Annotated in this window: 24 protein-coding genes and 2 pseudogenes; 20 read left to right on the top strand and 6 right to left on the bottom strand. The window is 60.5% G+C overall.

Going from position 1 to position 23,561, the window contains the following annotated elements; all coding sequences use genetic code 11:
• Window positions 1–84: 84 nt before the first annotated feature.
• From RHEC894_RS19160 to RHEC894_RS19130, 7 genes and pseudogenes are all read left to right on the top strand, one after another.
• The gene (locus RHEC894_RS19160; RefSeq protein ID WP_085739057.1) at window positions 85–1,395 is read left to right on the top strand and encodes a sugar ABC transporter substrate-binding protein; all 1,311 of its coding nucleotides are present in this window, start codon (window positions 85–87) and stop codon (window positions 1,393–1,395) included.
• A 136-nt stretch (window positions 1,396–1,531) separates the two neighbouring features.
• Complete coding sequence (locus tag RHEC894_RS19155) at window positions 1,532–2,404, top strand: sugar ABC transporter permease (RefSeq protein WP_085738457.1); 873 nt, start codon at window positions 1,532–1,534, stop codon at window positions 2,402–2,404.
• 1 nt (window position 2,405) lies between these two features.
• Window positions 2,406–3,236 (top strand): carbohydrate ABC transporter permease, encoded by an 831-nt coding sequence (locus RHEC894_RS19150; RefSeq protein WP_085738456.1) that lies wholly within the window; start codon window positions 2,406–2,408, stop codon window positions 3,234–3,236.
• A gap of 16 nt (window positions 3,237–3,252) precedes the next feature.
• The gene (locus RHEC894_RS19145) at window positions 3,253–4,251 is read left to right on the top strand and encodes an ABC transporter ATP-binding protein (protein ID WP_085738455.1); all 999 of its coding nucleotides are present in this window, start codon (window positions 3,253–3,255) and stop codon (window positions 4,249–4,251) included.
• Between the two features lie 84 nt (window positions 4,252–4,335).
• Window positions 4,336–5,817, top strand: a complete 1,482-nt coding sequence (locus tag RHEC894_RS19140) for a mannitol dehydrogenase family protein (RefSeq protein ID WP_085738454.1) — start codon at window positions 4,336–4,338, stop codon at window positions 5,815–5,817.
• A gap of 94 nt (window positions 5,818–5,911) precedes the next feature.
• Window positions 5,912–6,601, top strand: coding sequence for an HAD family hydrolase (locus RHEC894_RS19135; protein WP_010068686.1), 690 nt, complete (start codon window positions 5,912–5,914; stop codon window positions 6,599–6,601).
• Window positions 6,601–8,183: pseudogene (locus tag RHEC894_RS19130) on the top strand (FGGY-family carbohydrate kinase). The gene RHEC894_RS19135 and the pseudogene RHEC894_RS19130 overlap by 1 nt, the downstream one beginning before the upstream one ends.
• 3 nt (window positions 8,184–8,186) lie before the next feature.
• Here RHEC894_RS19130 and RHEC894_RS19125 read toward each other — a convergent pair.
• Window positions 8,187–9,041: a MurR/RpiR family transcriptional regulator gene (locus tag RHEC894_RS19125; RefSeq protein WP_085738453.1), complete on the bottom strand. Its 855-nt coding sequence runs from the start codon at window positions 9,039–9,041 to the stop codon at window positions 8,187–8,189.
• A 234-nt stretch (window positions 9,042–9,275) separates the two neighbouring features.
• Between RHEC894_RS19125 and RHEC894_RS19120 the strand changes: the two genes are divergently transcribed.
• Entirely contained in the window at window positions 9,276–9,989 is a 714-nt protein-coding gene (locus RHEC894_RS19120; RefSeq protein WP_085738452.1) for a sulfate transporter family protein, read from the top strand.
• A 32-nt stretch (window positions 9,990–10,021) separates the two neighbouring features.
• Here RHEC894_RS19120 and nth read toward each other — a convergent pair whose 3' ends face one another.
• Window positions 10,022–10,828 carry an endonuclease III gene (gene nth / locus RHEC894_RS19115; protein ID WP_206427876.1) on the bottom strand — a complete coding sequence of 269 codons (807 nt, stop codon included), beginning with the start codon at window positions 10,826–10,828 and terminating at the stop codon, window positions 10,022–10,024.
• On the opposite strand from nth, the gene RHEC894_RS19110 reads away from it, so the two are divergent.
• Both RHEC894_RS19110 and RHEC894_RS19105 read left to right on the top strand, forming a co-directional pair.
• A complete protein-coding gene (locus tag RHEC894_RS19110; RefSeq protein WP_049734801.1) occupies window positions 10,827–11,324 on the top strand; it encodes a DUF2244 domain-containing protein in 498 nt (165 codons plus the stop codon). The genes nth and RHEC894_RS19110 overlap by 2 nt on opposite strands.
• Window positions 11,325–11,403: 79 nt before the next feature.
• Window positions 11,404–12,275, top strand: a pseudogene (locus RHEC894_RS19105) (bifunctional helix-turn-helix domain-containing protein/methylated-DNA--[protein]-cysteine S-methyltransferase).
• A gap of 19 nt (window positions 12,276–12,294) precedes the next feature.
• Here RHEC894_RS19105 and RHEC894_RS19100 read toward each other — a convergent pair.
• Window positions 12,295–13,320, bottom strand: a complete 1,026-nt coding sequence (locus RHEC894_RS19100; RefSeq protein ID WP_085738450.1) for a sugar-binding transcriptional regulator — start codon at window positions 13,318–13,320, stop codon at window positions 12,295–12,297.
• 420 nt (window positions 13,321–13,740) lie between these two features.
• On the opposite strand from RHEC894_RS19100, the gene tal reads away from it, so the two are divergent.
• Both tal and RHEC894_RS19090 read left to right on the top strand, forming a co-directional pair.
• Entirely contained in the window at window positions 13,741–14,706 is a 966-nt protein-coding gene (gene tal / locus RHEC894_RS19095; protein ID WP_085738449.1) for a transaldolase, read from the top strand.
• Between the two features lie 92 nt (window positions 14,707–14,798).
• Window positions 14,799–15,467, top strand: coding sequence for a DUF1345 domain-containing protein (locus RHEC894_RS19090; RefSeq protein WP_010068520.1), 669 nt, complete (start codon window positions 14,799–14,801; stop codon window positions 15,465–15,467).
• On the opposite strand, the gene RHEC894_RS19085 is transcribed toward RHEC894_RS19090, so the two are convergent.
• Window positions 15,464–16,261, bottom strand: a complete 798-nt coding sequence (locus tag RHEC894_RS19085) for an anti-sigma factor (protein ID WP_010068521.1) — start codon at window positions 16,259–16,261, stop codon at window positions 15,464–15,466. The two genes, RHEC894_RS19090 and RHEC894_RS19085, sit on opposite strands and share 4 nt — an antisense overlap.
• Window positions 16,258–17,001, bottom strand: coding sequence for a sigma-70 family RNA polymerase sigma factor (locus RHEC894_RS19080; protein ID WP_085738448.1), 744 nt, complete (start codon window positions 16,999–17,001; stop codon window positions 16,258–16,260). Before RHEC894_RS19080 ends, RHEC894_RS19085 begins: the two co-directional genes overlap by 4 nt.
• Window positions 17,002–17,302: 301 nt before the next feature.
• On the opposite strand from RHEC894_RS19080, the gene RHEC894_RS19075 reads away from it, so the two are divergent.
• From RHEC894_RS19075 to RHEC894_RS19040, 8 genes are all read left to right on the top strand, one after another.
• Window positions 17,303–18,277, top strand: coding sequence for an MBL fold metallo-hydrolase (locus RHEC894_RS19075; RefSeq protein ID WP_085738447.1), 975 nt, complete (start codon window positions 17,303–17,305; stop codon window positions 18,275–18,277).
• A 20-nt stretch (window positions 18,278–18,297) separates the two neighbouring features.
• Window positions 18,298–18,762 (top strand): tetratricopeptide repeat protein, encoded by a 465-nt coding sequence (locus RHEC894_RS19070; RefSeq protein ID WP_206427875.1) that lies wholly within the window; start codon window positions 18,298–18,300, stop codon window positions 18,760–18,762.
• A 62-nt stretch (window positions 18,763–18,824) separates the two neighbouring features.
• Window positions 18,825–19,271 carry a DoxX family protein gene (locus RHEC894_RS19065; protein ID WP_085738446.1) on the top strand — a complete coding sequence of 149 codons (447 nt, stop codon included), beginning with the start codon at window positions 18,825–18,827 and terminating at the stop codon, window positions 19,269–19,271.
• A 129-nt stretch (window positions 19,272–19,400) separates the two neighbouring features.
• Window positions 19,401–19,886 (top strand): hypothetical protein, encoded by a 486-nt coding sequence (locus RHEC894_RS19060; protein ID WP_085738445.1) that lies wholly within the window; start codon window positions 19,401–19,403, stop codon window positions 19,884–19,886.
• A 157-nt stretch (window positions 19,887–20,043) separates the two neighbouring features.
• Entirely contained in the window at window positions 20,044–20,322 is a 279-nt protein-coding gene (locus tag RHEC894_RS19055) for a hypothetical protein (RefSeq protein ID WP_010062751.1), read from the top strand.
• Between the two features lie 153 nt (window positions 20,323–20,475).
• Window positions 20,476–21,198, top strand: a complete 723-nt coding sequence (locus RHEC894_RS19050; RefSeq protein ID WP_206427874.1) for a response regulator transcription factor — start codon at window positions 20,476–20,478, stop codon at window positions 21,196–21,198.
• Entirely contained in the window at window positions 21,195–22,568 is a 1,374-nt protein-coding gene (locus tag RHEC894_RS19045; protein ID WP_085738443.1) for a HAMP domain-containing sensor histidine kinase, read from the top strand. The genes RHEC894_RS19050 and RHEC894_RS19045 overlap by 4 nt, the downstream gene beginning before the upstream one ends.
• Before the next feature lie 128 nt (window positions 22,569–22,696).
• Complete coding sequence (locus RHEC894_RS19040; RefSeq protein WP_206427873.1) at window positions 22,697–23,353, top strand: DUF3313 domain-containing protein; 657 nt, start codon at window positions 22,697–22,699, stop codon at window positions 23,351–23,353.
• Window positions 23,354–23,381: 28 nt separating this feature from the next.
• Here RHEC894_RS19040 and RHEC894_RS19035 read toward each other — a convergent pair whose 3' ends face one another.
• The gene (locus RHEC894_RS19035; protein ID WP_003582429.1) at window positions 23,382–23,555 is read right to left on the bottom strand and encodes a DUF1328 domain-containing protein; all 174 of its coding nucleotides are present in this window, start codon (window positions 23,553–23,555) and stop codon (window positions 23,382–23,384) included.
• Between the last annotated feature and the right edge of the window lie 6 nt (window positions 23,556–23,561).

Genomic DNA, 23,561 nt, shown 5'->3' with positions numbered 1-23,561 from the left:
TTGCCGATTGACATTTTTTGCCGTCTGGTGAGTAATTGCCCATGAGCGAAGCGAATGCTCACACCCATCTTCTGGGAGGAAGATATGACATTGAGAACTTTTCTGCTGGGCGCCTGCTCAGCGCTGGCGTTTGCCGGCATGGCTTCGGCCGAGACGCTGACAATCGCAACCGTGAACAACGGCGACATGATCCGGATGCAGAAGCTGACGGATGATTTCAAGGCGAAGAATCCCGGTATCGACCTTGAATGGGTCACCCTCGAAGAGAACGTGCTGCGCCAGAAGGTCACGACCGACATCGCGACCAAGGGCGGCCAGTACGACGTTCTGACGATCGGCACCTATGAAGTTCCGATCTGGGCAAAGCAGGGCTGGCTTTTGCCGCTCGACAATCTCGGCGCCAATTACGACGTCGATGACCTGCTGCCGGCAATCCGCAGCGGCCTGACCACGGACGGCAAGCTCTATGCGGCGCCGTTCTACGGCGAAAGCTCCATGGTCATGTACCGCAAGGACCTGTTCGATGCCGCCGGGCTGAAGATGCCCGACGCTCCGACCTGGGACTTCATCGCAGACGCTGCGAAGAAGATCACCAACAAGGATAAGGAAATCTACGGCATCTGCCTGCGCGGCAAGGCCGGCTGGGGCGAAAACATGGCCTTCCTGACGGCCATGTCGAACTCCTTCGGTGCGCGCTGGTTCGATGAGAAGTGGAAGCCGCAGTTCGATCAGCCCGAGTGGAAGGACACGCTGAACTTCTACGTCAATCTGATGAAGGAAGCCGGTCCCCCCGGCGCTTCCTCCAACGGCTTCAACGAAAATCTGGCGCTGTTCCAGACCGGCAAGTGCGGCATGTGGATCGACGCAACGGTTGCCGCTTCCTTCGTCTCCGACCCGAAGCAGTCGCAGGTCGCCGACAAGGTCGGCTTCGCGCTCGCCCCGGATAAGGGCCTCGGCAAGCGCGGCAACTGGCTCTGGGCCTGGAGCCTCGCCATTCCGGCAGGCTCGCAGAAGGTCGAAGCGGCCGAGAAGTTCGTCGCCTGGGCTACGAGCAAGGACTACACCAACCTCGTCGCCGAGAAGGAAGGCTGGCTGAATGCACCTCCCGGTACTCGCAGCTCGCTCTATGCGAATGCGGAGTATCAGAAGGCGGCTCCCTTCGCCAAGACGACGCTCGACTCGATCAACTCGGCTGATCCGAGCAAGCCGACCGTCAAGCCGGTCCCCTATGTCGGCGTCCAGTTCGTGGCGATCCCGGAATTCCAGGGCATCGGCACGGCGGTCGGCCAGCAGTTCTCGGCAGCCCTTGCCGGCCAGATTTCGGTCGACCAGGCCCTGCAGAGCGCACAGCAGCTGGCAACCCGCGAAATGACCAAAGCCGGCTACATCAAATAATACCTCCCGAGCCAAGAGGCGGATCCTTGACAATCCGCCCCTCCGGGCCGCCGATTGCCGAACTGCATCGGCGGCCTCTTTTTCAGACAAGCTTTCCTGCGACCGCTCCCCGCGTCAGATCAGATCGGTGATTGCCATGGCGACCTTACACACCCGCTCCGCAGCGCGCATGATGATTGCACCCTCCGTGCTGTTGCTCTTTGCGTGGATGATCGTTCCGCTTGCGATGACGATCTATTTCTCGCTGCTGAACTACAATCTGCTCAGCCCTGGCATGGAGAGCTTCGTCGGTTTCCTGAACTACGAATATTTCCTGTCCGATCCGGCCTTCTTCGCGGCGCTGATCAATACGCTGCTGCTCGTCGCCGGCGTGTTGCTGATCACCGTCATCGGCGGCATCGCCTTCGCGCTGCTGCTCGACCAGCCGATGTACGGCCAGGGCATCGTGCGCATCCTGGTGATCGCGCCTTTCTTCGTCATGCCGACGGTGGCAGCCCTCGTCTGGAAGAACATGTTCATGAACCCGGTCAACGGCCTGTTTGCGCATCTCGCAAAGGCGCTCAGCGTGCAGCCGATCGACTGGCTGGCGAATGCGCCGCTGTTTTCCGTCATTCTCATCGTCGCCTGGCAGTGGCTGCCCTTTGCCACCCTCATCATGCTGACGGCGCTGCAGTCGCTCGACGAGGAGCAGAAGGAGGCCTCCGAAATGGACGGCGCCGGGCCGATCTCGAGATTCATCTATATCATCCTGCCGCACATGGCCCGCGCCATCACCGTGGTGATCCTGATCCAGACGATCTTCCTGCTTTCGGTCTTCGCCGAAATCCTTGTCACCACCAATGGCGGGCCGGGCACCGACAGCACCAACCTCACCTATCTCGTCTATGCCCAGGCACTGCTGCAGTTCGATATCGGCGGCGCTTCGGCCGGCGGCATCGTCGCGGTCGTGCTCGCCAATATCGTTGCGATCTTCCTCGTGCGCCTCGTCGGCAAGAATCTGGAGGCTTGAGATGGCCAGAAAAGTCACAACCCGGCGCAAACTCATCGTCACGGCGATCGCCTGGACGCTCGGCATCCTGATCTTCTTCCCGATCCTCTGGACCTTCCTGACCAGCTTCAAGTCGGAAGCCGACGCCATCGCCTCGCCGCCGCAGTTCCTGTTCTTCCACTGGACGACGGAGAATTACGCGGAGGTGCAGAGCCGGTCGAACTATCTCAGCCACTTCATGAACTCGGTGATCATTTCCTTCGGCTCGACGCTGATCGGCCTGATCATCGCGATCCCGGCCGCCTGGGCGATGGCGTTTGCGCCGACCAAGCGGACCAAGGACGTGCTGATGTGGATGCTGTCGACCAAGATGATGCCGCCTGTGGGCGCGCTGATCCCGATCTATCTGATGTTCCGCAATTCCGGCCTGCTCGATACGCGCACCGGGCTGGTGCTCGTGCTGACGCTGATCAACCTGCCGATCATCGTCTGGATGCTCTACACCTACTTCAAGGAAATCCCCGGCGAGATCCTCGAGGCGGCCCGCATGGACGGGGCGTCGCTGATGAAGGAGATCGTCTACGTGCTGACGCCGATGGCGGTGCCGGGCATTGCCTCGACGCTGCTTCTGAACATCATCCTGGCCTGGAACGAGGCGTTCTGGACGCTCAATCTCACCGCCTCCAAGGCGGCGCCGCTGACGGCGTTCATCGCGTCCTATTCCAGCCCGGAAGGCCTGTTCTACGCCAAGCTCTCGGCGGCTTCGACGATGGCGATCGCGCCGATCCTGATCCTCGGCTGGTTCAGCCAGAAGCAACTCGTTCGCGGCCTGACCTTCGGCGCAGTGAAATAAGAAAAGGGAGACAAACATGGGCAGCATTACCCTTCAGAAGGTTTCCAAGGTCTTCGGCGAAGCCAAGGTCATCCCTTCGATCGATCTCGACATCAAGGACGGCGAGTTCGTCGTCTTCGTCGGCCCGTCGGGCTGCGGCAAGTCCACGCTGCTCAGGCTGATTGCCGGGCTCGAGGACGTCTCCGGCGGCAAGATCGTCATCGACGGCAGGGACGCCACCGAAAAGGCGCCCTCGGAGCGCGGTCTTGCCATGGTGTTCCAGTCCTATGCGCTCTACCCGCATATGAGCGTGCGCAACAACATCGCCTTCCCGCTGAAGATGGCGGGCGTCGACAAGGCGGAGATCGACCGCAAGGTGACGGATGCGGCCCGGGTGCTGAACCTCACCGATTATCTGGAGCGCAAGCCGCGCCAGCTTTCCGGCGGCCAGCGTCAGCGCGTCGCGATCGGCCGCGCCATCGTGCGCCAGCCTTCGGCTTTCCTCTTCGACGAGCCGCTGTCGAACCTCGACGCCGCGCTGCGCGTCAACATGCGTCTCGAAATCAGCGAGCTGCATCAGCAGCTGAAGACGACGATGGTCTATGTCACCCACGACCAGGTCGAGGCGATGACGATGGCCGACAAGATCGTCGTGCTGAACAGGGGCAATATCGAGCAGGTCGGCTCGCCGCTGGAACTCTACAGCCGTCCGCGCAACCTCTTCGTCGCCGGCTTCATCGGCTCGCCGAAGATGAATTTCATCAAGGGCCAGAACGCGGCTCAGCTCGGCGCCCATACGATCGGCATCCGTCCGGAGCACATGCTGTTGTCGACGGAGAGCGGTGATTGGAAGGGCAGGGTCGTGGTCGCCGAACATCTCGGTTCCGACACTTTCCTGCATATCGATGCGGAGGATATCGGCATGGTGACGGCGCGCGGCAGCGGCGATTTTGCCGCCAAGGCGGGTGATACCGTCTACCTGACGCCGGACCGTTCACGCATCCACAAATTCAACGAGGGCGGTCTTGCCATCTGAGGCTGGCCACCGGGCTGGGGGCAGGCATGCGAGCCGGGCGATGGCGCCCGGCCGTCTCGGCAAGACCTTCAAGAGGACTGAAACATGACGTGCAAACTATCGCTGGCAACGCTTTCGGACGCAGCGCGCACCGCCGCCATCCCCGGATATGACCGGGCGTCGCTGAAAGCCGGCATCGTGCATTTCGGCGTCGGCAACTTCCACCGCGCCCACCAGGCGATCTATCTCGACGATCTCTTCAACGCGGGCACGGATCACGACTGGGCAATCGTCGGCGCCGGCGTGTTGCCGTCGGATGCCGCCATGCGCGAAAAACTTGCGGCCCAGGATTTTCTGACGACGGTGGTCGAGCAGGACAACAACAAGACGGCGGCGCGCGTCACCGCGCCGATGATCGACATCCTGCCGGTCGGCGACCCCGCCGCGATCATCGCCAAGCTCGCCGATCCCGAAATCCGCATCGTCTCGCTGACGATCACCGAGGGCGGTTATTTCATCGATGCCTCGGGCACGTTCAATCCGGCCCATCCGGCAATTGCCGCCGACGGGCACAGCCCCGACACGCCGAAGACGGTTTTCGGGTTGATCGTTGCCGGCCTGAAGGCCCGCAGGGCCAGGGGCATCCGTCCCTTCACCGTCATGTCCTGCGACAATATTCCCCATAACGGCGTCGTCACCGCCAATGCGGTGGTCGGCACGGCCGCCCTTTCCGATCCCGGTTTTGCCGACTGGATCCGGGCGAACGTCGCGTTCCCGAATGCCATGGTCGACCGCATCACGCCGGCGACCGGTCAGCGCGAGATCGATTTCCTCAAGGACAATTTCGAGATCGAAGATAACTGGCCTGTTTATTGCGAGGAATTCAAGCAGTGGGTGCTCGAAGACAAGTTCACCGCCGGCCGGCCAGCGCTGGAAAAGGTCGGCGTGACCTTCGTGCCCGACGTCACGCCCTACGAGCATATGAAGATCCGCATCCTCAACGGCGGTCATGCGGCGATCGCCTATCCGGCGGCGCTGATGGACATTCATTTCGTTCATGATTCCATGGAAGATCCGCTCATCCGTGCCTTCCTCGCCAAGCTCGAGAAGGACGAGATCATCCCGATCGTGCCGCCGGTGCCGAACACGTCGCTGACGGATTATTTCGCGCTGATCGAACATCGCCTGCTCAATCCGAAAATTGCCGACACCATTCCGCGTCTGGCGCAGGACGGATCGAACCGCCAGCCGAAGTTCATCCTGCCGTCGACGCTCGATAATCTCCGCCAGGGCAAGGATGTCGTTGGCCTGGCGCTGGTCTCGGCGCTGTGGTGCCGCTATTTCGCCGGCAAGACCGACAGCGGCAAGGATATCGTCTTCAACGACGCCAGCGCCGATCGCCTGCATGCGGCGGCGCTGAAGGCAAAGGACGATCCGTCGGCTTTCCTCGCCTTCGACGATATTTTCGGCGAGGTGGCGAAATCCGAACTTTTCCGCAAGCGTTTTGCCCATGCCCTCAAAACCCTGTGGGAAAAGGGCACGCGGGAAACCCTGCAACTCTATCTCGACGGCAAGCTCGCAGTGTAAAGAAACCGGATGGCGGCATTGCCTGCCGTCATCCGTCCGGCCTTGCGAGCGAAGCGGGACGGTGCGTCCGAATTGAACTCAGGTTGGGTCTTTCATGGCTGATGTTGAAACACGGCTGGTCATCTTCGATTGCGACGGCGTGCTCGTCGACAGCGAGCCGATCTCGATCAGCGTGCTCGTCGAAGCGATGAGCGATCTCGGCGTCTCGATCACCGAGGACCAGGCCTATGAAAGGTTTCTCGGCCGCAGCCTCTCGACACTCATCGATACGCTGGAAACCGAATTCAACGTCCACGCCGGCGAGGAGTTCCTCGAGCGCATCCGCACCGATCTCTACGCCCGCTTTCGCACCGAACTGAAGCCGATCGACGGTATCGCCGCAACGATCGACGGGCTTGGCGTTCGCTGCTGCGTCGCCTCGTCCAGCCAGATGGAGCGAATCCGGCTGTCGCTGTCGGTGACCGGACTTATCGACAAGCTGCCCGACATCTTCAGCGCGACGATGGTCAAGCGCGGCAAGCCGGCGCCCGATCTCTTCCTGCATGCTGCGCGCAAAATGCAGGTCGAGCCGGCTCATTGCCTCGTCGTCGAGGACAGCCCGGCCGGTATTGCCGCCGCCAAGGCGGCCGGCATGACCGTCTTTGCCTTCACCGGCGGATCGCACGCCAACTTCGCCGGATATCGTGCCGAACTCGACCGCCTTTCGCCTGATGTGGTGTTTGACGTCATGCCGGATTTGATACACCTTGTCCGCGACCATAGACTGGATGGGACCAAGATTTGATGCGTGATCATGTGGTTGCGGTGGATATCGGCACGGGCAGTGCGCGTGCCGGGGTCTTCGATGCGCGTGGCCGCCTGCTTGCCAAGGCCGAACATCCGATCGTGATGAACCGGCCGCGTAAAACCATGCCGAGCATGATTCCGAAGACATCTGGGCTGCCGCCTGTACGGCCGTGCGCAGGGCGATGGAGCAATCCGGGGTCGCTCCCGCCTCCGTCGCCGCGATCGGCTTCGACGCCACCTGCTCGCTCGTCGTGCGCGACGTCGAGGGTCGGCAGATCAGCGTTTCCAGAGGCGGTGAGACGCGTTTCGACACGATCGTCTGGCTCGATCACCGGGCGCTGAAGGAGGCCGATTTCTGCACGGCAACGGAGCATCGGGTGCTCGAACATTCCGGGCATGTGATGTCGCCCGAGATGGAAATGCCGAAGCTGATGTGGCTGAAGAAAAAGCTGCCCGCCACATGGGAAAAGGCCGGTTATTTCTTCGATCTCGCCGACTTCATGACCTGGAAATCGACCGGATCGCTTGCCCGTTCGCGCTGCACGCTGACGGCGAAGTGGAACTATCTCGCCCATCTCGAAAAGGGCTGGCAGCAGGATTTCCTGGAGCGGATCGGCCTCGAAGACCTTCAGGCGCGCGGCCACCTGCCGGATGAGACGATCGCTGTCGGAGACAGTGTCGGCCAGTTGACAGCGGATGCGGCGCAAGCGCTCGGGCTGACCACGGACTGCCATGTCTGCGCCGGGATGATCGACGCCTATGCCGGTGCGCTCGGCTCACTCGGCGGTTATGCCGCCGATCCGGTCAAACGCGAACACCAGTTGGCGCTGATCGCCGGCACGTCGAGCTGCATTGTCGCCTTTTCGCAGGAGCGCAAGCCGAGCCACGGCATGTGGGGGCCCTATTATGAGGCGGTCTTCCCGCAATGCTGGCTGGTCGAGGCCGGGCAATCGGCAACGGGTGCGCTGCTCGATCACATCGTGCGCATGCATGCAGCCGGCGGCGAGCCGACCTCGGCACTGCATCAAAAGATCGTCGCGCGCATCGCCGAATTACGGGCCGAGGAGGGCGATGCTTTCGGCGCGCGGATTTTCGTGCTGCCGGATTTTCACGGCAACCGCTCACCGCTTGCCGATCCGCATGCCGTCGGCGTCGTCAGCGGGCTGACGCTCGATGCTTCCTTCGATGGGCTTTGCGCGCTCTATTGGCGCACGGCGGTGGCGATTGCGCTCGGCATCCGCCACATACTGGAGAAGATGAAGGAATACGGCTACGTGCCCGATACGCTGCATATTGCCGGCGGGCACGTGAAAAACCCGGTGCTGATGGAGCTTTATAGCGACGCCACCGGCTGCAAGGTCGTGGTGCCGAAGATGAACGAGGCGGTGCTGCTCGGCACGGCGATTGCCGCATCCGTCGCCTGCGGCCTGCACAGGGATTTGGCGACCGCCGGAGAGGCGATGTATCCGGGCGGCGAGGAACGGTTTCCCGACACGGCGAAGCAGGCGCTCTACGACCGCGACTACCGGCGCCTCCTCGCCATGCACCGGCACCGCGCCGAGCTGGAGGCGATGGAGTAGTCTTCAGTGATTGGCCGTCTCGCCAAGGACGGTCGCGAATTCCATCATGCGGCGGCGGCGAAGTCCTGCCTCTTCTCCGACTTCAAGGATGACGGATTCCGACAGGCAATCGAGCAGTGCGATCAGCGGCGGAAGATTGTCGAGGTCGGGCGCGCGTGCCGGCGGCAGGGGCAGCATGACATTCGACTGGTCGGCCATCCAATCTGCTTGCTGCGGGGAAATGAGCACGACCTTGTAGCCGTAGCGCCGCGCGGTTCGGGCAAGCAGGCGCGCCTTGGCGAAGCGGCGACAATCGATGATGACGAGCAGCGCGTCGTCGACCGCCAGCCGGGCGAAGAGTTCGGCAAAACGGTTGTCGGCGCCGTCGAGCGTGCGCACGCCGTCACGGGCTTGCGTCAGCCGCTGGCAGAAATGGTGGGCAAGGCTCGCAAGCCGGGCATGCGTGGCGATCGACACTTCGCGGGCCGTGCTGATCAGGCTGACGGCTTCGGACCAGTGCGGCTGCGCCGTCAGATGATAGATATGGTGGAGCGCCTGGATCTGTTCGGCAACCAGCACGGCAAGCGGTTTGCCTTCCGCGGCGTCCTGATGCAACTCGCTCATGGCGCTTTGCAATTGCGCCGGCGATGTCGTCACCGTCTCGCGAATTTCCACTTTGACACTGTCCAATCCCTGATAGCCGAGCGCGCGCAGGAAGCGGCCGACGGTCATCGGCGATAAATCCAGCCGGTCGGCGACGGACGCCGCTGTCTCGAATGGCAGGTCATTCAAATGTTCGGTAAAATATTTCGCGATACGGCGTTCGGCCGGCGTGCCGGTTTTTACGTATTGCCTGAGCTTTTGCACAAAGTCTTCCACATCAGCCTCCCCCGTTTTTCCTCAGAGGCGTTCCGTGGACGCGCTGTTGCGACCCCTCGTCTTTGCAACTATTTCGGAAGCTGCTTCTCAGGCTCATGCATATTTGATACGCGACAATACTATATTAGCATTTAATTTTCGACAAGTTTTCTATTACCACATGCAATTTTATTCTCTCTTGTGGGTAGTCTCCATCTTTCCTACATCTTCCGCGCAACCGGAGACGCATGAGACATGATCCTCGACGCCGCTCGACTTTCGCTCGCCAATTTGTTCGCGCCGGAAACACGCGCAGTGTTCTGGAAGGTGCTCGGCCTGACAGTCCTCGTGCTGGTCGGTCTGTGGTTTGCGCTGCGTGGGGCCTTCATGGCTTTCCTCTTTCCCTGGCTCGCGAGTTTCTTTCCCGACATGCCGGATTGGGCGGGGTGGCTCGCTCTGGTTTTTGCAATTCTCGCCGGCATCGGCCTTGCGCTGATGCTGGCGCTGCTGCTTTCGCCGGTGACGGCGCTGATCGCCGGCCTGTTTCTCGACGATGTCGCCGATGTCATCGAAAAACGCGACTATCCCGCGGATGCGCTGGGCACTGCCATGCCGCTCGGTCCGGCGATGGCAAGCTCGATCAAGTTCCTCGGCGTGGTGATCCTCGGCAATATCGTTGCCTTGCTGCTGCTGTTCATCCCCGGCGTCAATCTGATCGCGTTCTTTCTGGTGAACGGCTATCTGCTCGGACGGGAATTTTTCGAATTCGCCGCCATGCGCTTCCGGCCGCCGGAGGAGGCGCGGCTCTTCCGCGCCAAACACGCCTCCACCGTCTTTCTTGGCGGGCTGGTGATCGCGCTGTTTCTGGCGATCCCGTTCGTCAATCTTCTCACGCCGCTGTTTGCCGCCGGCATGATGGTGCATCTGCACAAGCTGATTTCCGCACGCGAAACCGGTGCGCGCGCCTGAGGCTCAGCCGGGCAGGGCGGAAATGTTCCGCTCTACTCGACGGCCTCGCCGATCATCTGCGGCGGTAGCTCGATGAGCGGCGCCGCCACATCCCAACTCTTTTCCGGCGATTTGCAGAGATCGGCGATGACGCAGCGTTCGCATTCCGGGCGGCGTGCCTTGCAGGTATAGCGCCCGTGCAGGATCAGCCAGTGATGGGCGTGGTAGAGATAGTGTTTCGGGATCACCTTCATCAGCCGCGCCTCGACCTCGTCAGGCGTTTTGCCGGGCGCAAGCCGGATGCGGTTGGCGATGCGGAAGATGTGGGTATCGACGGCCATCGTCGCCTGGCCGAAGGCCATGGACAGCACGACATTGGCGGTCTTGCGGCCGACGCCCGGCAATTTCACCAGTTCCTCGCGCGTCTCCGGCACCGTGCCGGCGAATTCATCGACCAGCATCTGCGACAGCGCAATGACGTTTTTCGCTTTGTTGCGATAAAGGCCGATCGTTTTGATGTAGTCTCGAACCTTCTCCTCGCCGAGCTCCAGCATCTTTTCCGGCGTATCGGCAACCTTGAAAAGGGCGCGTGTCGCCTTGTTGACGCCGACATCGGTCGCCTGCGCCGACAGAGCGACAGCGACGACGAGGGTGAAGGGGTTGCTATGCTCGAGTTCGCCCTTCGGTTCCGGCCGCTGCACCGAGAAGCGGCGGAAGATCTCCTCGCGCTCGGCCAGCGAATAGGCGGTCTTCACCGCCGCTGCCGGTTTGCTTCGGGCGATCACATTCGAGTTTTGCGACGGTCTGGTAACGGATTTGGGTTTCGGATTTGCCATGGAAACTCTATACTCAGCAGCCATGATGGAAAGCAACGCCGACAGCTCCAACGAGCAGCCTGTTTTCGCCGCCGAGCTCTTTCCCCACCGGTCGCTCGGCCGCCGGGGCTTCAAGGTGCTGCTGATCCTGTCCGGTTCCGTCTGCTTCTTCTACGGCATGTTCTTCATCGCCACCGGCGCCTGGCCGATCGGCTTCTTCTTCGGGCTGGATTTCCTGCTTCTCTACGGCGCCTTCTGGCTGAGCTACCGCTCCGGAAGGGCGCGTGAGGAGGTGACGGTGTCGCGCACCGACGTTTCGGTGCGCAAGTTCGCGCCATCGGGACGGATGGTGGAGCATCACTTCAATCCGTTCTGGGCGCGCTTCCTTATTCGCCGGCATCACGAGATCGGCATTCTTTCCATGCAGATCTTCGGAGAGGGCCGGCGCACCGATATCGGCTCTTTCCTCAATCCCGACGATCGTGAAAGCTTCGCCAAGGCCTTCAAGGGGGCGCTCGCCACGGTCAAGCAGCGTATCTGAGCTTATCTGGCGGGTGCGCAAGAAACGGGTGGTTTGCGAAGACCCTATTGATTATCTCCTTGTGACAAGGAGAAAGACGATGAATATGATTGCGAACCTGCAAACAGACATCACGCCTGACGGCCCTGATTATGACATTGTCCGCCGGGTGATCGAACTCATCACCGAGGATTACCGCGACCAGCCTTCGCTGGAGGCGATCGCGGCGCGGCTCAATCAGTCGCCGACCCAGCTGCAGAAGACCTTCACCCGCTGGGCCGGCCTGTCGCCCAAGGGCTTCCTGCAGGCGGTGACGCTCGACCACGCCAAGCGGCTGCTGCGCCAAGAGGACATGCCGCTGCTCGAGACCTCGATCGAGGTTGGCCTCTCCGGGCCGAGCCGGCTGCACGATCTCTTCGTCACTCATGAGGCGATGTCACCCGGCGAGTGGAAGGCCAAGGGCGGCGGTCTCACCATCCGCTACGGCTTCCACATCTGCCCCTTCGGCATCGCGCTGATCATGGTGACCGACCGCGGCCTTGCCGGCCTTGCCTTCAGCGATTCCGGCGACGAGAAGGCCTGCCTCGAGGATATGACTTGCCGCTGGCCGAATGCCCAATATGTCGAGGATCTACAGGCGACGGTTCCCTACGCTGCTCGCATCTTCGAGCCCGGCAAATGGTCCTCGGAACAGCCTTTGCGCGTCGTGCTGATCGGCACGGATTTCCAGGTGAGCGTCTGGCAAAGCCTCATGAAAATCCCGTTCGGCAAGGCGGTCACCTATTCCGATATTGCCAAGGATATCGGCCGGCCGACAGCGCAGCGCGCCGTGGGTGCCGCGGTCGGGCCAACCCGATCTCCTTCGTGGTGCCATGCCATCGCGCGGTCGGCAAGAACGGCGCGCTGACCGGTTACCATTGGGGCCTCACCCGCAAGCGGGCGATGCTCGGCTGGGAATCGGCGCACGCCTGAGGGGCGGATCGTTCGTCGCTTATCGCTCCGGCACTTCTCCCCGCTGGGGAGAAGAGGCCGGCGGCGATGTATCGGCCAGTTCCAGCAACGCCCGGGCCGCGCTTTCATCGGTGATCAGCGTGTTGCAGCCGATGCGCTTGATCGTGGCGCGGATGGCGATGGCGCGATGGGCGCCGCCGGAGGAGAGCACGATGTGCTTGGCCTCCTTCAGCGTATCGAGATCGACGGACATGACGCGCCGATTGATCGAGTGGTCGACCGAATTGCCGTCCTTGTCGAGGAAGTTGAACATCGTGTCGCAGACGCAGCCGGCATCGATCAGTTCCCGCAGCTCCGCCTTCGAGATCCAGCCCTCCGACAGCGAGGTCGAATGCGGGCCGATATCGCCGCAGCTGACGATGGCGAGATCAAGGTTCTCGGCCAGACGATAGATCGTGTCCAACCCGCATTTTTCGATCAGATTGCGCTTGGTCTCGATGGAATCGACGAGAAGCGGCGCCAGGAACATATAACATTCGGCGCCGAGCTGATTGGCCAGCCGCCATGTGTAATCGATCGGGTTCGTCTGGTGCACGGCGACGATGCCGCCGAGCAGCGAAACGACCTTGCAATTGGCGCGGCGCGGCGGTCGGAAGCTCGACAGCGAGGCGGTCATGGTGCGGCCCCAGCCGACGCCGATGGTATAGTCGTCGGGGATGGCTTCGGAGAGGAACTGGCCAAGCGCCAGGCCGACATTCCTCGCCAGAGAATTGACGTCGCCATGGATCGATGCCGGCACCACGATCGCCTCGTCGAGGCCGTAGGCGCGCTCCAGCTTCACCGCGAGTTCGACGCAGTCGCCGATCGAATCGTTGATCCAGATCTGCACTTCGCTGCGTTTCATCGCCTCGTCGAGCAGGCGGATGACGGTGGTGCGGCTGATGCCGAGCTGTTCGGCGACGTCCTTCTGGGTCAGTCCCTCATTGTAATAGAGCCATGCCGCCCTCAGCCGCAGCGAGGATGCCTCGGAATAGGCCGTATGCGTGCCGCGTTTGAGTTTGACCACATTTCCTCCAGCCGAATTCCCGGCCCTAAATCCCTTTTGGGATCAACGGCTGTCACGGCGCGTTTGTTGAGGGGATAATGACGGGTGTGACACTTATGTCAATTGAAATGCACAAATGTCCTTGACTTTCCCTTAGGCGAACGGCGATAGTCCTGGCGACACGAAGTCGTTCTGTCCGTCCGAGGAGGACATAGTGCGGGCATGCCGAAAGTCACGACCGGCCTTCCAGCCGCAGGCGTTGTCTGCGTTCGAGCGGGCGTTTGTCCGCGGGAACACCGCCACTGTCCTTTACGTTTATGATTCAGCCGTGACAGATGCGCGGATTTTCGCCTGCAGCATGCAAACTACCTGTCGGTAGATCACCTTTGCCGGGCGGAACTCGCACCGGTCGCAGCCCAAGTTCAACAAGGATTATTGACCATGACATCCAAGCTTGACCAACTCCGCGAGATTACCACCGTCGTCGCCGATACCGGCGACATCGAAGCCGTCGCCCGCCTGAAGCCCGTGGATTGCACGACCAACCCGAGCATCGTGCTGAAGGCATTGGGCACGCCGATGTTTGCCGACGCCATCAAGGAAGCCGTCGCCTGGGGCAAGAAGCAGGGCGGCAATCCCGAAGCCGTGTCTGCAGCCGTTGCCGACCGCCTCGCCATCTCCGTCGGCGCAGCACTTGTGAAGCTCGTCCCGGGCCGTGTTTCGACCGAAGTCGATGCCGATCTTTCCTTCGATACCGAAGCTTCGCTTGCCAAGGCGCGCGCAATCATCGCCGCTTACAAGGATCGCGGCATCGATCAGGACCGTATCCTCATCAAGCTCGCTTCCACCTGGGAAGGCATCCGCGCCGCCGAAGTGCTGCAGAAGGAAGGCATCGACTGCAACCTGACGCTTCTCTTCAGCAAGGCCCAGGCGATCGCCTGCGCCGACGCCAAGGTGTTTCTGATCTCGCCCTTCGTCGGTCGCATCCTCGACTGGTACAAGAAATCGACAGGCAAGGACTTCACCGCTGAGGAAGATCCGGGCGTCATCTCCGTCCGTGATATCTACAACTACTACAAGGCGAACGACATCAAGACGATTGTCATGGGTGCCTCCTTCCGCAGCGCCGGCGAAATCGAAGCCCTTGCCGGCTGCGACCGTCTGACCATCAGCCCGAACCTGCTCGACGAGCTCGCCAAGGATGAAGGCAAGCTGGAGCGCAAGCTCTCGCCGAACAGCAGCAAGCCGGATCCGAAGGTCTCGGTCGATGAGAAGACCTTCCGCTGGATGATGAACGAAGACGCGATGGCGACGGAAAAACTCGCCGAAGGCATTCGCGCCTTCGCCAAGGACCTGACGACGCTGCGCACCATGGTGCAGAAGGAACTGCAGCTCGCCGCCGCCTGACACGGCACGGCAAACAATCGGAGGCGCGGCTGCCGCTGGCAGGCGCGCCTTTTTCGTGCTGTTATCAAGGGCATATGCTGTCGGAGACCGATATGGCGGATGAGGAACGGGCAAATTCGCTTGCGGCATTTGCCTATAGGCATGCGAGCTTCATCATCGCCGTTGTTGCCGGACTCGTGGGCTTCCTGGCCGCGACCTCGCGCGACGTCAGCGCCGGTAACATCTTGTTCGGCTGGAATGTCAGCGCCGGCATTTTTGTCGCGCTCAGCTGGCGCAAGATGCTGCGGGCGACCGTTGAAGGCATCCGGAAACGCTCCGCGGATCTCGATTTTTCCGACACTGTCTTGCTGGCTCTTTCGATCGGCGCTGCAATTGCCAGCATTGCGGGCATCGGCATCGAGCTTCATTCGATCAAGGAGGCCGCACCTGACGTCGCGCTGGCGCGGGCGGGTGCGGCGGTCCTGACGATCCTGATCTCCTGGATCTTCCTGCATACGCTTTTCACCATCCACTATGCGCATTATTTCTATGGCGGGGCGGACGAGGAGGGCGGTCTCAAATTTCCGGACGGGATCGAGGAGCCCGGCTACTGGGACTTCCTCTATTTCTCCTTCACCATCGGCGTGGCCGCCCAGACGGCGGATGTCGCGGTCAGTTCGACCAGCATGCGCAAGCTGACGCTGCTGCATGCCGTGCTGTCGTTCCTGTTCAACACGACGATTCTGGCGCTGGCGATCAATGTCGGGGCAAGCCTGCTTTAACCCCTTGCCGCCTTCCTGAAGAACGCCTCGAACTCGGCCAGGTCGCCGGCGGCGACATCCGAAATCGCTGAGAAAACGAGGCCGCCATCCGACCATTGCTCCATATTGTAGCCGTCATGCACGGCTGTCGTCTCTGCGGCCGATCCTGCGGGCCAAACGAACAGGTTGATGACATGGCCGTGGCGCCGGTAGACGAGGGCCGCAACGGCGCGACCACCGAGATAGTCGACACGCCCGCCGATCAGCGGAAAGCCGTCCTTGGAGAGGTCGCTGACCGGCGGCGAAAAATCGAGCTTGCCGTTGAACCATGGTTTTACCGTATGCTGATCCGAGGTCAGCACGTCGGTCAGATGGTCGGCCATCATCGACCTGATATGGCTTGAAAGGATCTGTTCCTGCAGAAGTGCGGTCTGAGACGGCGCGTTGACGAACAGGAAGGCGCCGGTCGCCAACGCCGCGAGTGAAGGAACGAAGCTCCATTGCCGGATGAAAACCAGGGCGCGGCGCCAGCCGGGCACCTGGCGTGGCAACGGCAGGCCGGATGTCGTCGCCTGTTCAAACGACAGCATCGACAGGACATGTGAACGCAGCGCTTCGGACGGTCGCCATTTGACGCCATCTTGATCGATGATCTCTCTCACCGCCTGAACCCTTTCCATCTCCGTCCTGCAATCCGTACAGGTAGCAAGATGATCCTCGAATTGTGCTGCGTGGAGCGAATCGAGTTCGCCATCGACAAAGCCATGCAGCATGACACGCCATTCCGGGCAGCCTTTCTGGTGTGCGTCGCTCATCCTGCAGTCTCGCCTTTGTCGCATGCGTGCCAAGCTTCACCAAATTCACGCCGCGCCCTTGCAAGCCGTGACATGACGGTGCCAATCGGCGCGTCGATGATTTCTGCGATCTGCCGGTAGGAGAGATCCTCAAGCTCCCGCAAGACGAGGATTTCCCGCATTGGCTCGGGGAGCCGGCTAATAACAGCGCGCACGCGCTGCTGTTCGCTTCGCCGGATCGTCGCCGCCTCTGGCGAATCCTCTTCCGAGGCGATCTCGTTCTCACCTGTTTCGTCGTCGTCGCCATCACTCAGATGCCGCTCGAACCGCGCCTTGCGGCGATCCTGCAGGCGCCAGGCATGGCAGCAGTTCCTCACGATGGCAAAGAGCCAGGCGCGCGGGTCGCCACCGCGATAGCTATCGAAGTTGCGGAAAGCACGCAGGAATGCATCCTGGACGATATCTTGTGCCGCATCCGCGTCGCGGCTGAGGAACCGGGCAAAATTATAGGCAGCGTCAAGGTGCGGAACGATCATGTTCTGAAAGCGCTGCATGAGTTCATGCTGCGCGGTTATATCGGCCGTCGAAGCAACCCGCTCGCCGCTCGACTTTGCCGAGACCATGGAGTGGAACAACCGTGCTGCGCTGTCGAAAAGCACGGCCAGCGGCGATGGTCGAAGACGGTCCTTCCAATGTCGCCACGCCAGCGGCAACCACGCGTTTGATCCGATGGGATAGGTGATCTGAGCGTTTGTCATCATCCTCCCTGCCTCAATAGTAGCCGAATTTAAGAGCGAGATCCGCAGGCGTGGAGTGCGGTCCCTTGCCGTCTAGACCGACTGGCACCCAGTTTTATTCCAACCGAAGCCAATTTATTTGCACGTGGCCGGGTAGCCGGCCGGCGGACGATAGAAATGACGATGTCTTTTCAAGCGCTTGAATAAATAGTGCCCGAGATCGGGAATAAGCGCCTCAGGCTGGCGATCTAGTTCGTCAGCGAGGGCATCCGAACAATTGCGGTCCTCGCCAGCTGAAATCTCATCGACAAGAGGAGGCATATCCATGTTTACCATGTCACGTCGCGCCGTCCTTGGATCGGCTGCCGCGGCGGCTGCATTCGGGCTGTCGTCGAAGCTCGAATTCGTCGGGCCGGCGCTCGCTGCAACAACGCTGGAGCCGACCGTCGGCTTCTACAAATATCAGGTCGGCGATGTCGAGGTCACGGCGGTCTACGACGGAATCTGGAAAAAACCGCATGACCCGACCTTCATCAAGAATGCCTCGATCGAGGATACCAAGGAAGCGCTTTCCAAGGCAGGGCTTACGACCGAATTCATGCCGATCCCGCTGACGGTGGTCGTCCTGAAATTCGGCAACCGGCTGATCATGATGGATGCCGGCTCGGGCGTCGGTCAATGGCAGGCAAATGCCACACATCTGCCGGCGAATATGGCAGCCGCCGGCATCGATTATAAGAGGATCGACACGATCATGCTCTCGCATTTCCACCCGGATCACGTCTGGGGATTGATGGAAAAGGGAACGAACGATCCCGTCTTTCCGAACGCCGAACTCATCGTCAATGCCATCGAATATAACTGGTGGACGGAACCTGGCCGGGTCGAGAAACTTGCGGAAGGCCGCAGGCCAGCCGGCAAACGCCTCGCTGAAGTCTTCCCGAAATGGAAGAACTGGAAGCTGGTGGACGATGGTGCCGAGGTTGCGCCCGGAGTTCGGCTGCTTGCAGCGCCAGGCCATACACCGGGTCATTCGACCTATCTTGTCGCCTCCGGCAGCAAGCAACTGCTTGTCTCGGCCGATATCATGTACGTGCCGGCGCTGCTTGCGCCGCACCCCGACTGGCAGGGCAGTTATGATCAGGATGGGCCGGCGGCTATCGACACGCGCCGCCGCCTCATCGACCGCATCATTGCCGACAATATCGCCATTTGCGGCTCGCATTTCCCCTTCCCCGGCTCGGGCACCTTCGTCAAGGACGGAAGCGTCTACGGCTTTACGCCGACAGTCCAGGCCTGAAAGGCCGAATGGAGATCATCATGATGAAATATCTTATTCTCGGGTTCATCTGGCTCTGCGCCATATCCGCCGGTTTTTCCGCGGTGACGGCGCTTCCCGCTTTTGCTGTCGATAATATGCAATCGACGGACGTTCCCGATTTGACGTCGGTGCGCGCCAAGATCGATGCCAAGGATTATGCCGGCGCCCTGGTGGAGCTTCGCGGTCTTGCCGAAGACAACCAACAGGCCGATGTCTATAATCTCATGGGCTATACGCTGCGCAAGACCGGCGACTACAGAACGTCGCTGACCTACTACACCAAAGCACTTGAGCTTCAACCCGATCACAAGGCTGCGCGTGAATATCTCGGCGAACTCTATGTCGAAACGGGCGAGATGGCGAAGGCGGAGGAGCAGGTATCATCGCTGAAGCAGCTTTGCCCAAGCGGCTGCGAAGAACTCGAAGACCTGCAAAAGGCCATCGCTGCCAAAGGTGGTAACTGACGAGTACGTGAACGCAAGAACAGGCGGAAAAGCCGCCTGTTCTCTGCAAATCGGAGGGTGTGATGGATAGCGCCTCAAGCCGGTCTGAACTGGCCGATTTCATTCTTCTCCTGGGCAGGCTGCTCCTGTCGCTGATCTTCCTGCATGAAGGTTCGGTGCTCGCATCAGATATCAGCGCGACCGTCGACACTTTCGCAAGACTGGGGCTTGCCGCGCCGGTCGCATTTGCTGTCATAGCACTTCAGCTCGGCGCCGGCCTTTCCGTTGCCGCGGGTTTCCTCGGCCGGCTTGGCGCATTGGCGCTGGGCTTCTTCTGCTTGGCGACCGCCTTGCTCTTTCACACGAATTTTGACAGCCAGAACGAGCTCCTGCATTTCGAGAAGGATCTGGCGATTGCCGGCGGCATGTTCGTCCTGGTGGCTTCGGGGGCGGGGTCGATATCGATCGACAGGCTGCTGAGAAAGCGGGCAGACCGAATGCATCCCTGGCTGAGGGCGGTGTTGTCGTGATGCGAGCGAGTTTTATCGCCTTCGAGGGCGAGCGCCGTGAACGCCCCGGCGCAATAAAATCGAACAAAACCGAACAAACCGAAGCGTCGATGCGCGCTAGACTTCCGGCGACAGGTCAGGAGTGCAGCCATGACGTCTTATGTGCAAAGCAAACAGCAAAAACCGATTCTCGTCTTTCTCGCAAAAGGCGCCGCCGGCGACATCGTCTCGCAACTGAATGCGAACGGGCATGTCGCAACGGCCGTATCCTCGGTGCCGGAGCTCTTCGATGCGCTGCGGTCGGATCGATATTCCGTCGCGGTAACGATGCGATCGGATATCGATATGATCCGGAAGATCAAGACGATACCGGTCGTCAATATCGAGGTGTTCTTCCATTCCGTCCAATCGACTGCAAAGTCTGTTTGCTCTTCGAAGGAATTCGACAGCGACGCGTTTCTGAGAAGGGTCGGTGTGCTGACCGAAGCAAGGACGAACAGGATTTCTGCGGTGCAGACGACCCCGGCGGTCGGTGAGGCAGCAATGGCAGGCGCGGCGAAGGCATCCCGCTGGCGCGCTGCCACATCGCTTCTTCTCAGCCGCCGTGCCGCGCCCAGTGCTGGAAGGGCCGATTAGCGTGGCGGCATTCCCATCGCCGACAGACCGGTCTTTGCCGGACCCAGATGATCCGGTCCGGTCTCTTCGCCCGCCCGCCCCGCGTCTTTCCGGATTGCGTCGGCTTGAAAGCGTCATTCCGAAGCCGGAAATTTTTACGTGGTGCGGGTGTCTTTTCATGTTCCAGCTGCTGGGGGCGGCCGCGGCAAGCGGGTATATCATCACGGCATTGTTTCTGTTCGTGGCGATCGGCCGGCTGATCAGAAACGCTCTCCATACGCTCATGGCACGGCTCCCCAAGCGCTCGGCTTTGAAACATTATACGATGGCGGCCATCTCTTTGATGTTCTTTTGCCTGCTGGTCATTCGCATGTGTTTCATCGCCACCGTCATCATCGATAGCGCGATCGGAGGTCATGATATGAAAATCAGCGGCGATCCGGAAAGCCAGTTTTGAGCGGGCGGTTGCCCGCAACATATCGCAACATTATGAAATGTAGCATTGCACGATCGTTGATATCCTGAAGGCGGAGCCCTGTCGGCGCGGTGAAATGTGATAGTTGCGCGCCGAGATATCTTCCGGCACGAGTGAACGACGATGGCGTATGAAATGGCAGTTCCCAATCAGGCTCATATTCTCATCGTCGAAGACGATCCCGCAATCGCCGATATGCTGGTCGACCTTGTTCGAACCGGCGGCTTTGCGGCCTCATCGGTGGAGACCGGAGCGGCGATGGATCGAATGATGGCGCGCCAGCAATTCGATCTCATCGTTCTCGATGCGATGTTGCCGGGTGAGGACGGCTTCAGCATCTGCAGGCGGCTGCGCGCCTCGGGCTCCGTGCCGATCCTGATGCTGACGGCGCTCCAGGAGGATATCGATCGCATTCTGGGACTGGAGCTCGGAGCCGACGACTATGTCACAAAACCATTCAACTCCCGCGAACTGCTCGCTCGGATCAAAACCATTCTCCGGAGAGCATCATATGCTCATCATCATGAGGAAGCGCTTGGCCCCATGACCTTCTCGGGATGGCGCATCGATCCCAAAAGCCGTCAACTCCTCGATGCGGACGGAGCCCAGGTTTCGATGACCACCGCGGAGTTCGATCTCCTCCTGGCATTCTGCTGCAATCCGAACAAGGTTTTGACGCGCGAACAGCTCCTGTCGATGACACACGCCGGATCGGCGGGGCCGGTGGAGCGCAGCATCGACGCCCACATCAGCCGGGTCAGGCAAAAGATAGAGCCAAATCTGAAAGACCCGACATTCATCAAGACGGTGCGGCTGGGGGGCTATCTTTTCGCATCCAAGGTAGAGCGCCTCTCGTGAGAAATTTTCGGCGAGCTTCGATCCAAAACCAGATCCTCATCCTGGCAACGCTTCTTGTCGTCCTCGTTTCCATCGTGGCGACGGCTATGGAGCCATTTATCTACGGCCGCCATGATCGCGGGTTTCAAAACGGCCTGTTTGCTGCCAGAGCGGCGATCATCGCGGAGCAATTTGCGCAGGCAGGTTCCGTGCAGGACGAAGACGCTGTCCTGAAGAGAGCTGCGGCGCTCGGCGTTGCGGTCGAAAGGGCGTCCCTGGATCGGCTTCACGCAGGAGAACAACTGGTATCTCCCCGCGACCTCGTGGCGCGCATCGACGCGATGCTCGCCGACAATGCTTTCACGGCATTTCATCGCTTCGTCATGGGTCAATCGCACCCAGACCTTCTGACTGTCGGAATTGACGATACGCGTGCCCTCATCTTTCAACTGCCGATCTTTCCCGGCTATTTGTGGTTTGCTCCTGCAGCGGCAAGCGGATTTTTGAAGATCGTCATTCCTTTGGTGCTGCTTGCATATTTCAGCAGCTGGCTGATGACCAAACCTCTGAGACTTTTTGCTGCCGCTGCAAAGCAAGCGAGTGCGGAAGGCAGTTTGGAAAAGCCTTTCGAACCGGATGGCGCAGCCGAGATCCGAAGCCTGGCGGAATCACTCAACGTCATGAGCGATCGGATCCAGAGCATGTCGGAGGATCGCACAAGAATGCTGAGTGGCGTGGGTCATGATCTGAGAACCCCGCTGACGCGGTTGCGGATGCGGGCCGAGCGTTCCGCGGAGCCCGAACTTCGCAGCCTGATGCTGGCCGATATCGCCACCTTGAATTTCATGATCGACGACTGCCTGGCCTATTTCAAAGATCCATCGGTGAGGGCGGTCGATCGGAAGGTCGATATCTCGAGCCTGCTGCAGACGATCGCGACCGATTTTTCCGACACCGGCATCGATGTGCGGTTCACCGGGCCACGACGGCTGGCCTTTATCTGCAAGCCTCAGGCATTGAGCCGCGCGATTGCGAATTTGGTGGAGAATGCGTCCCGTTACGCTACGCAGGTCGAAATCGGCTTGGAACGTCACGATGACGGCGGGATCAAAATAAGGGTCAGCGACAACGGTCCCGGCTTGACGGATGAGCTTAAGGCGAAGGTTTTGGAGCCATTCTTCAAAGCGGATAAATCGCGACAGTTCAGCGCGGGAGGTGGATCTGGGCTTGGGCTTGGTCTTCCGATCGCCAAAGGGATCATCACCAAAGCACACAACGGACAATTGACATTGTTGGACGGGAAGCCGAGCGGTTTGGTCGTCGTGATCGACCTTCCCGCCGTTCAGGCGGCGCAGACCGACGGACTGCCGGCGGTTCCGTCATTGCATTGACTGCCTGGCGAGGCCTCACGGCGCGAACATTTCCGCATATTATAGCAAACACAGCAATATTCGAATTCCCTAAAACCGGTCCAGCAGATCCGATGCCGTTCGGCATGTCCACAGCTGGAGCCCAATCCTTGATCAAAAATTTGAACGTCGGTGCCGCGCTTTTCGCCTGCTTGAGTGTTGCCGCCTGCACGACCCCTGACCCCACGGTTTATGCCGGACTTGCTTCGGCATCGCAGCTTCAGCCGAATACGGCTGATAAAACCGGCCGCGTGCCCTATCGCTATCAGACGAATGTCGACTGGCGCCGATACACCAGGATCATCGTCGATCCCGTTACAGTCTATAAAGGCTCCGACAGTCAGTTCGGCAAATTCCCCGAAAAGGATAAGGTCCTGCTGGCCGACTACATGCAGGACCAGTTCACGGAAAAATTGAAGACGCGCTTTGCGATCGTCGGCACGGCGGCTCCGGCCACTCTCAGATTGCATCTGACGCTGACCGGCGCAAAGGCGACGACTGCGGTTCTCGGGACTGTCACACGCATCGATGTCGCAGGCGGATTATACAACACCGTCCAAGCTGTGCGCGGCCGCGAAGGCTCGATGACCGGTTCGGTGAATTATGCCGTAGAGATCTACGATGCCGCGAGCAATCGCCTCCTGTCGTCATACGTGACCAAGCAATATCCCAATGCGATGAATATCGGCGCGAGCTTCACGGCGATGGATGCCTCCATGGTGGGCGTCCGCAAAGGCGCCGACGCCCTGCTGGCCGAGTTGAAATAGGCGAGTATCAAAGAACCTGCGTTTCCGCTCACAAGATCGCCTGCCCGGCCAACAATGCAAGGACGAGGAAGATCAGGAAGATCACCAGCGCGATGCCGAAGAGAACGCGGGCGATGGTGGCGGTGGCCGCGGAGACCCCGGAAAAACCGAAGAAGCCGGCGATGATCGAAATGACGAAAAATATCAGAGCCCATTTCAGCATGGCAAC

This window comes from Rhizobium sp. CIAT894, from assembly GCF_000172795.2.
Lineage (GTDB): Bacteria > Pseudomonadota > Alphaproteobacteria > Rhizobiales > Rhizobiaceae > Rhizobium.
This window is presented reverse-complemented; position numbering and strand designations above follow the sequence as displayed.

Excerpts from the sequence above, each read along its gene's own strand:
- RHEC894_RS19110 (WP_049734801.1), top strand. The coding sequence starts at position 10,827 with ATGATGGAAAGCAACGCCGACAGCTCCAACGAGCAGCCTGTTTTCGCC.
- RHEC894_RS19055 (WP_010062751.1), top strand. The coding sequence starts at position 20,044 with ATGTTCCAGCTGCTGGGGGCGGCCGCGGCAAGCGGGTATATCATCACG.
- RHEC894_RS19135 (WP_010068686.1), top strand. The coding sequence starts at position 5,912 with ATGGCTGATGTTGAAACACGGCTGGTCATCTTCGATTGCGACGGCGTG.
- RHEC894_RS19050 (WP_206427874.1), top strand. The coding sequence starts at position 20,476 with ATGGCAGTTCCCAATCAGGCTCATATTCTCATCGTCGAAGACGATCCC.
- RHEC894_RS19060 (WP_085738445.1), top strand. The coding sequence starts at position 19,401 with ATGACGTCTTATGTGCAAAGCAAACAGCAAAAACCGATTCTCGTCTTT.
- RHEC894_RS19150 (WP_085738456.1), top strand. The coding sequence starts at position 2,406 with ATGGCCAGAAAAGTCACAACCCGGCGCAAACTCATCGTCACGGCGATC.
- RHEC894_RS19155 (WP_085738457.1), top strand. The coding sequence starts at position 1,532 with ATGGCGACCTTACACACCCGCTCCGCAGCGCGCATGATGATTGCACCC.
- RHEC894_RS19035 (WP_003582429.1), bottom strand. The coding sequence starts at position 23,555 with ATGCTGAAATGGGCTCTGATATTTTTCGTCATTTCGATCATCGCCGGC.
- RHEC894_RS19080 (WP_085738448.1), bottom strand. The coding sequence starts at position 17,001 with ATGATGACAAACGCTCAGATCACCTATCCCATCGGATCAAACGCGTGG.
- RHEC894_RS19065 (WP_085738446.1), top strand. The coding sequence starts at position 18,825 with ATGGATAGCGCCTCAAGCCGGTCTGAACTGGCCGATTTCATTCTTCTC.
- RHEC894_RS19085 (WP_010068521.1), bottom strand. The coding sequence starts at position 16,261 with ATGAGCGACGCACACCAGAAAGGCTGCCCGGAATGGCGTGTCATGCTG.
- nth (WP_206427876.1), bottom strand. The coding sequence starts at position 10,828 with ATGGCTGCTGAGTATAGAGTTTCCATGGCAAATCCGAAACCCAAATCC.
- RHEC894_RS19140 (WP_085738454.1), top strand. The coding sequence starts at position 4,336 with ATGACGTGCAAACTATCGCTGGCAACGCTTTCGGACGCAGCGCGCACC.
- RHEC894_RS19075 (WP_085738447.1), top strand. The coding sequence starts at position 17,303 with ATGTTTACCATGTCACGTCGCGCCGTCCTTGGATCGGCTGCCGCGGCG.
- RHEC894_RS19090 (WP_010068520.1), top strand. The coding sequence starts at position 14,799 with ATGGCGGATGAGGAACGGGCAAATTCGCTTGCGGCATTTGCCTATAGG.
- RHEC894_RS19145 (WP_085738455.1), top strand. The coding sequence starts at position 3,253 with ATGGGCAGCATTACCCTTCAGAAGGTTTCCAAGGTCTTCGGCGAAGCC.
- RHEC894_RS19120 (WP_085738452.1), top strand. The coding sequence starts at position 9,276 with ATGATCCTCGACGCCGCTCGACTTTCGCTCGCCAATTTGTTCGCGCCG.
- RHEC894_RS19160 (WP_085739057.1), top strand. The coding sequence starts at position 85 with ATGACATTGAGAACTTTTCTGCTGGGCGCCTGCTCAGCGCTGGCGTTT.
- tal (WP_085738449.1), top strand. The coding sequence starts at position 13,741 with ATGACATCCAAGCTTGACCAACTCCGCGAGATTACCACCGTCGTCGCC.
- RHEC894_RS19070 (WP_206427875.1), top strand. The coding sequence starts at position 18,298 with ATGATGAAATATCTTATTCTCGGGTTCATCTGGCTCTGCGCCATATCC.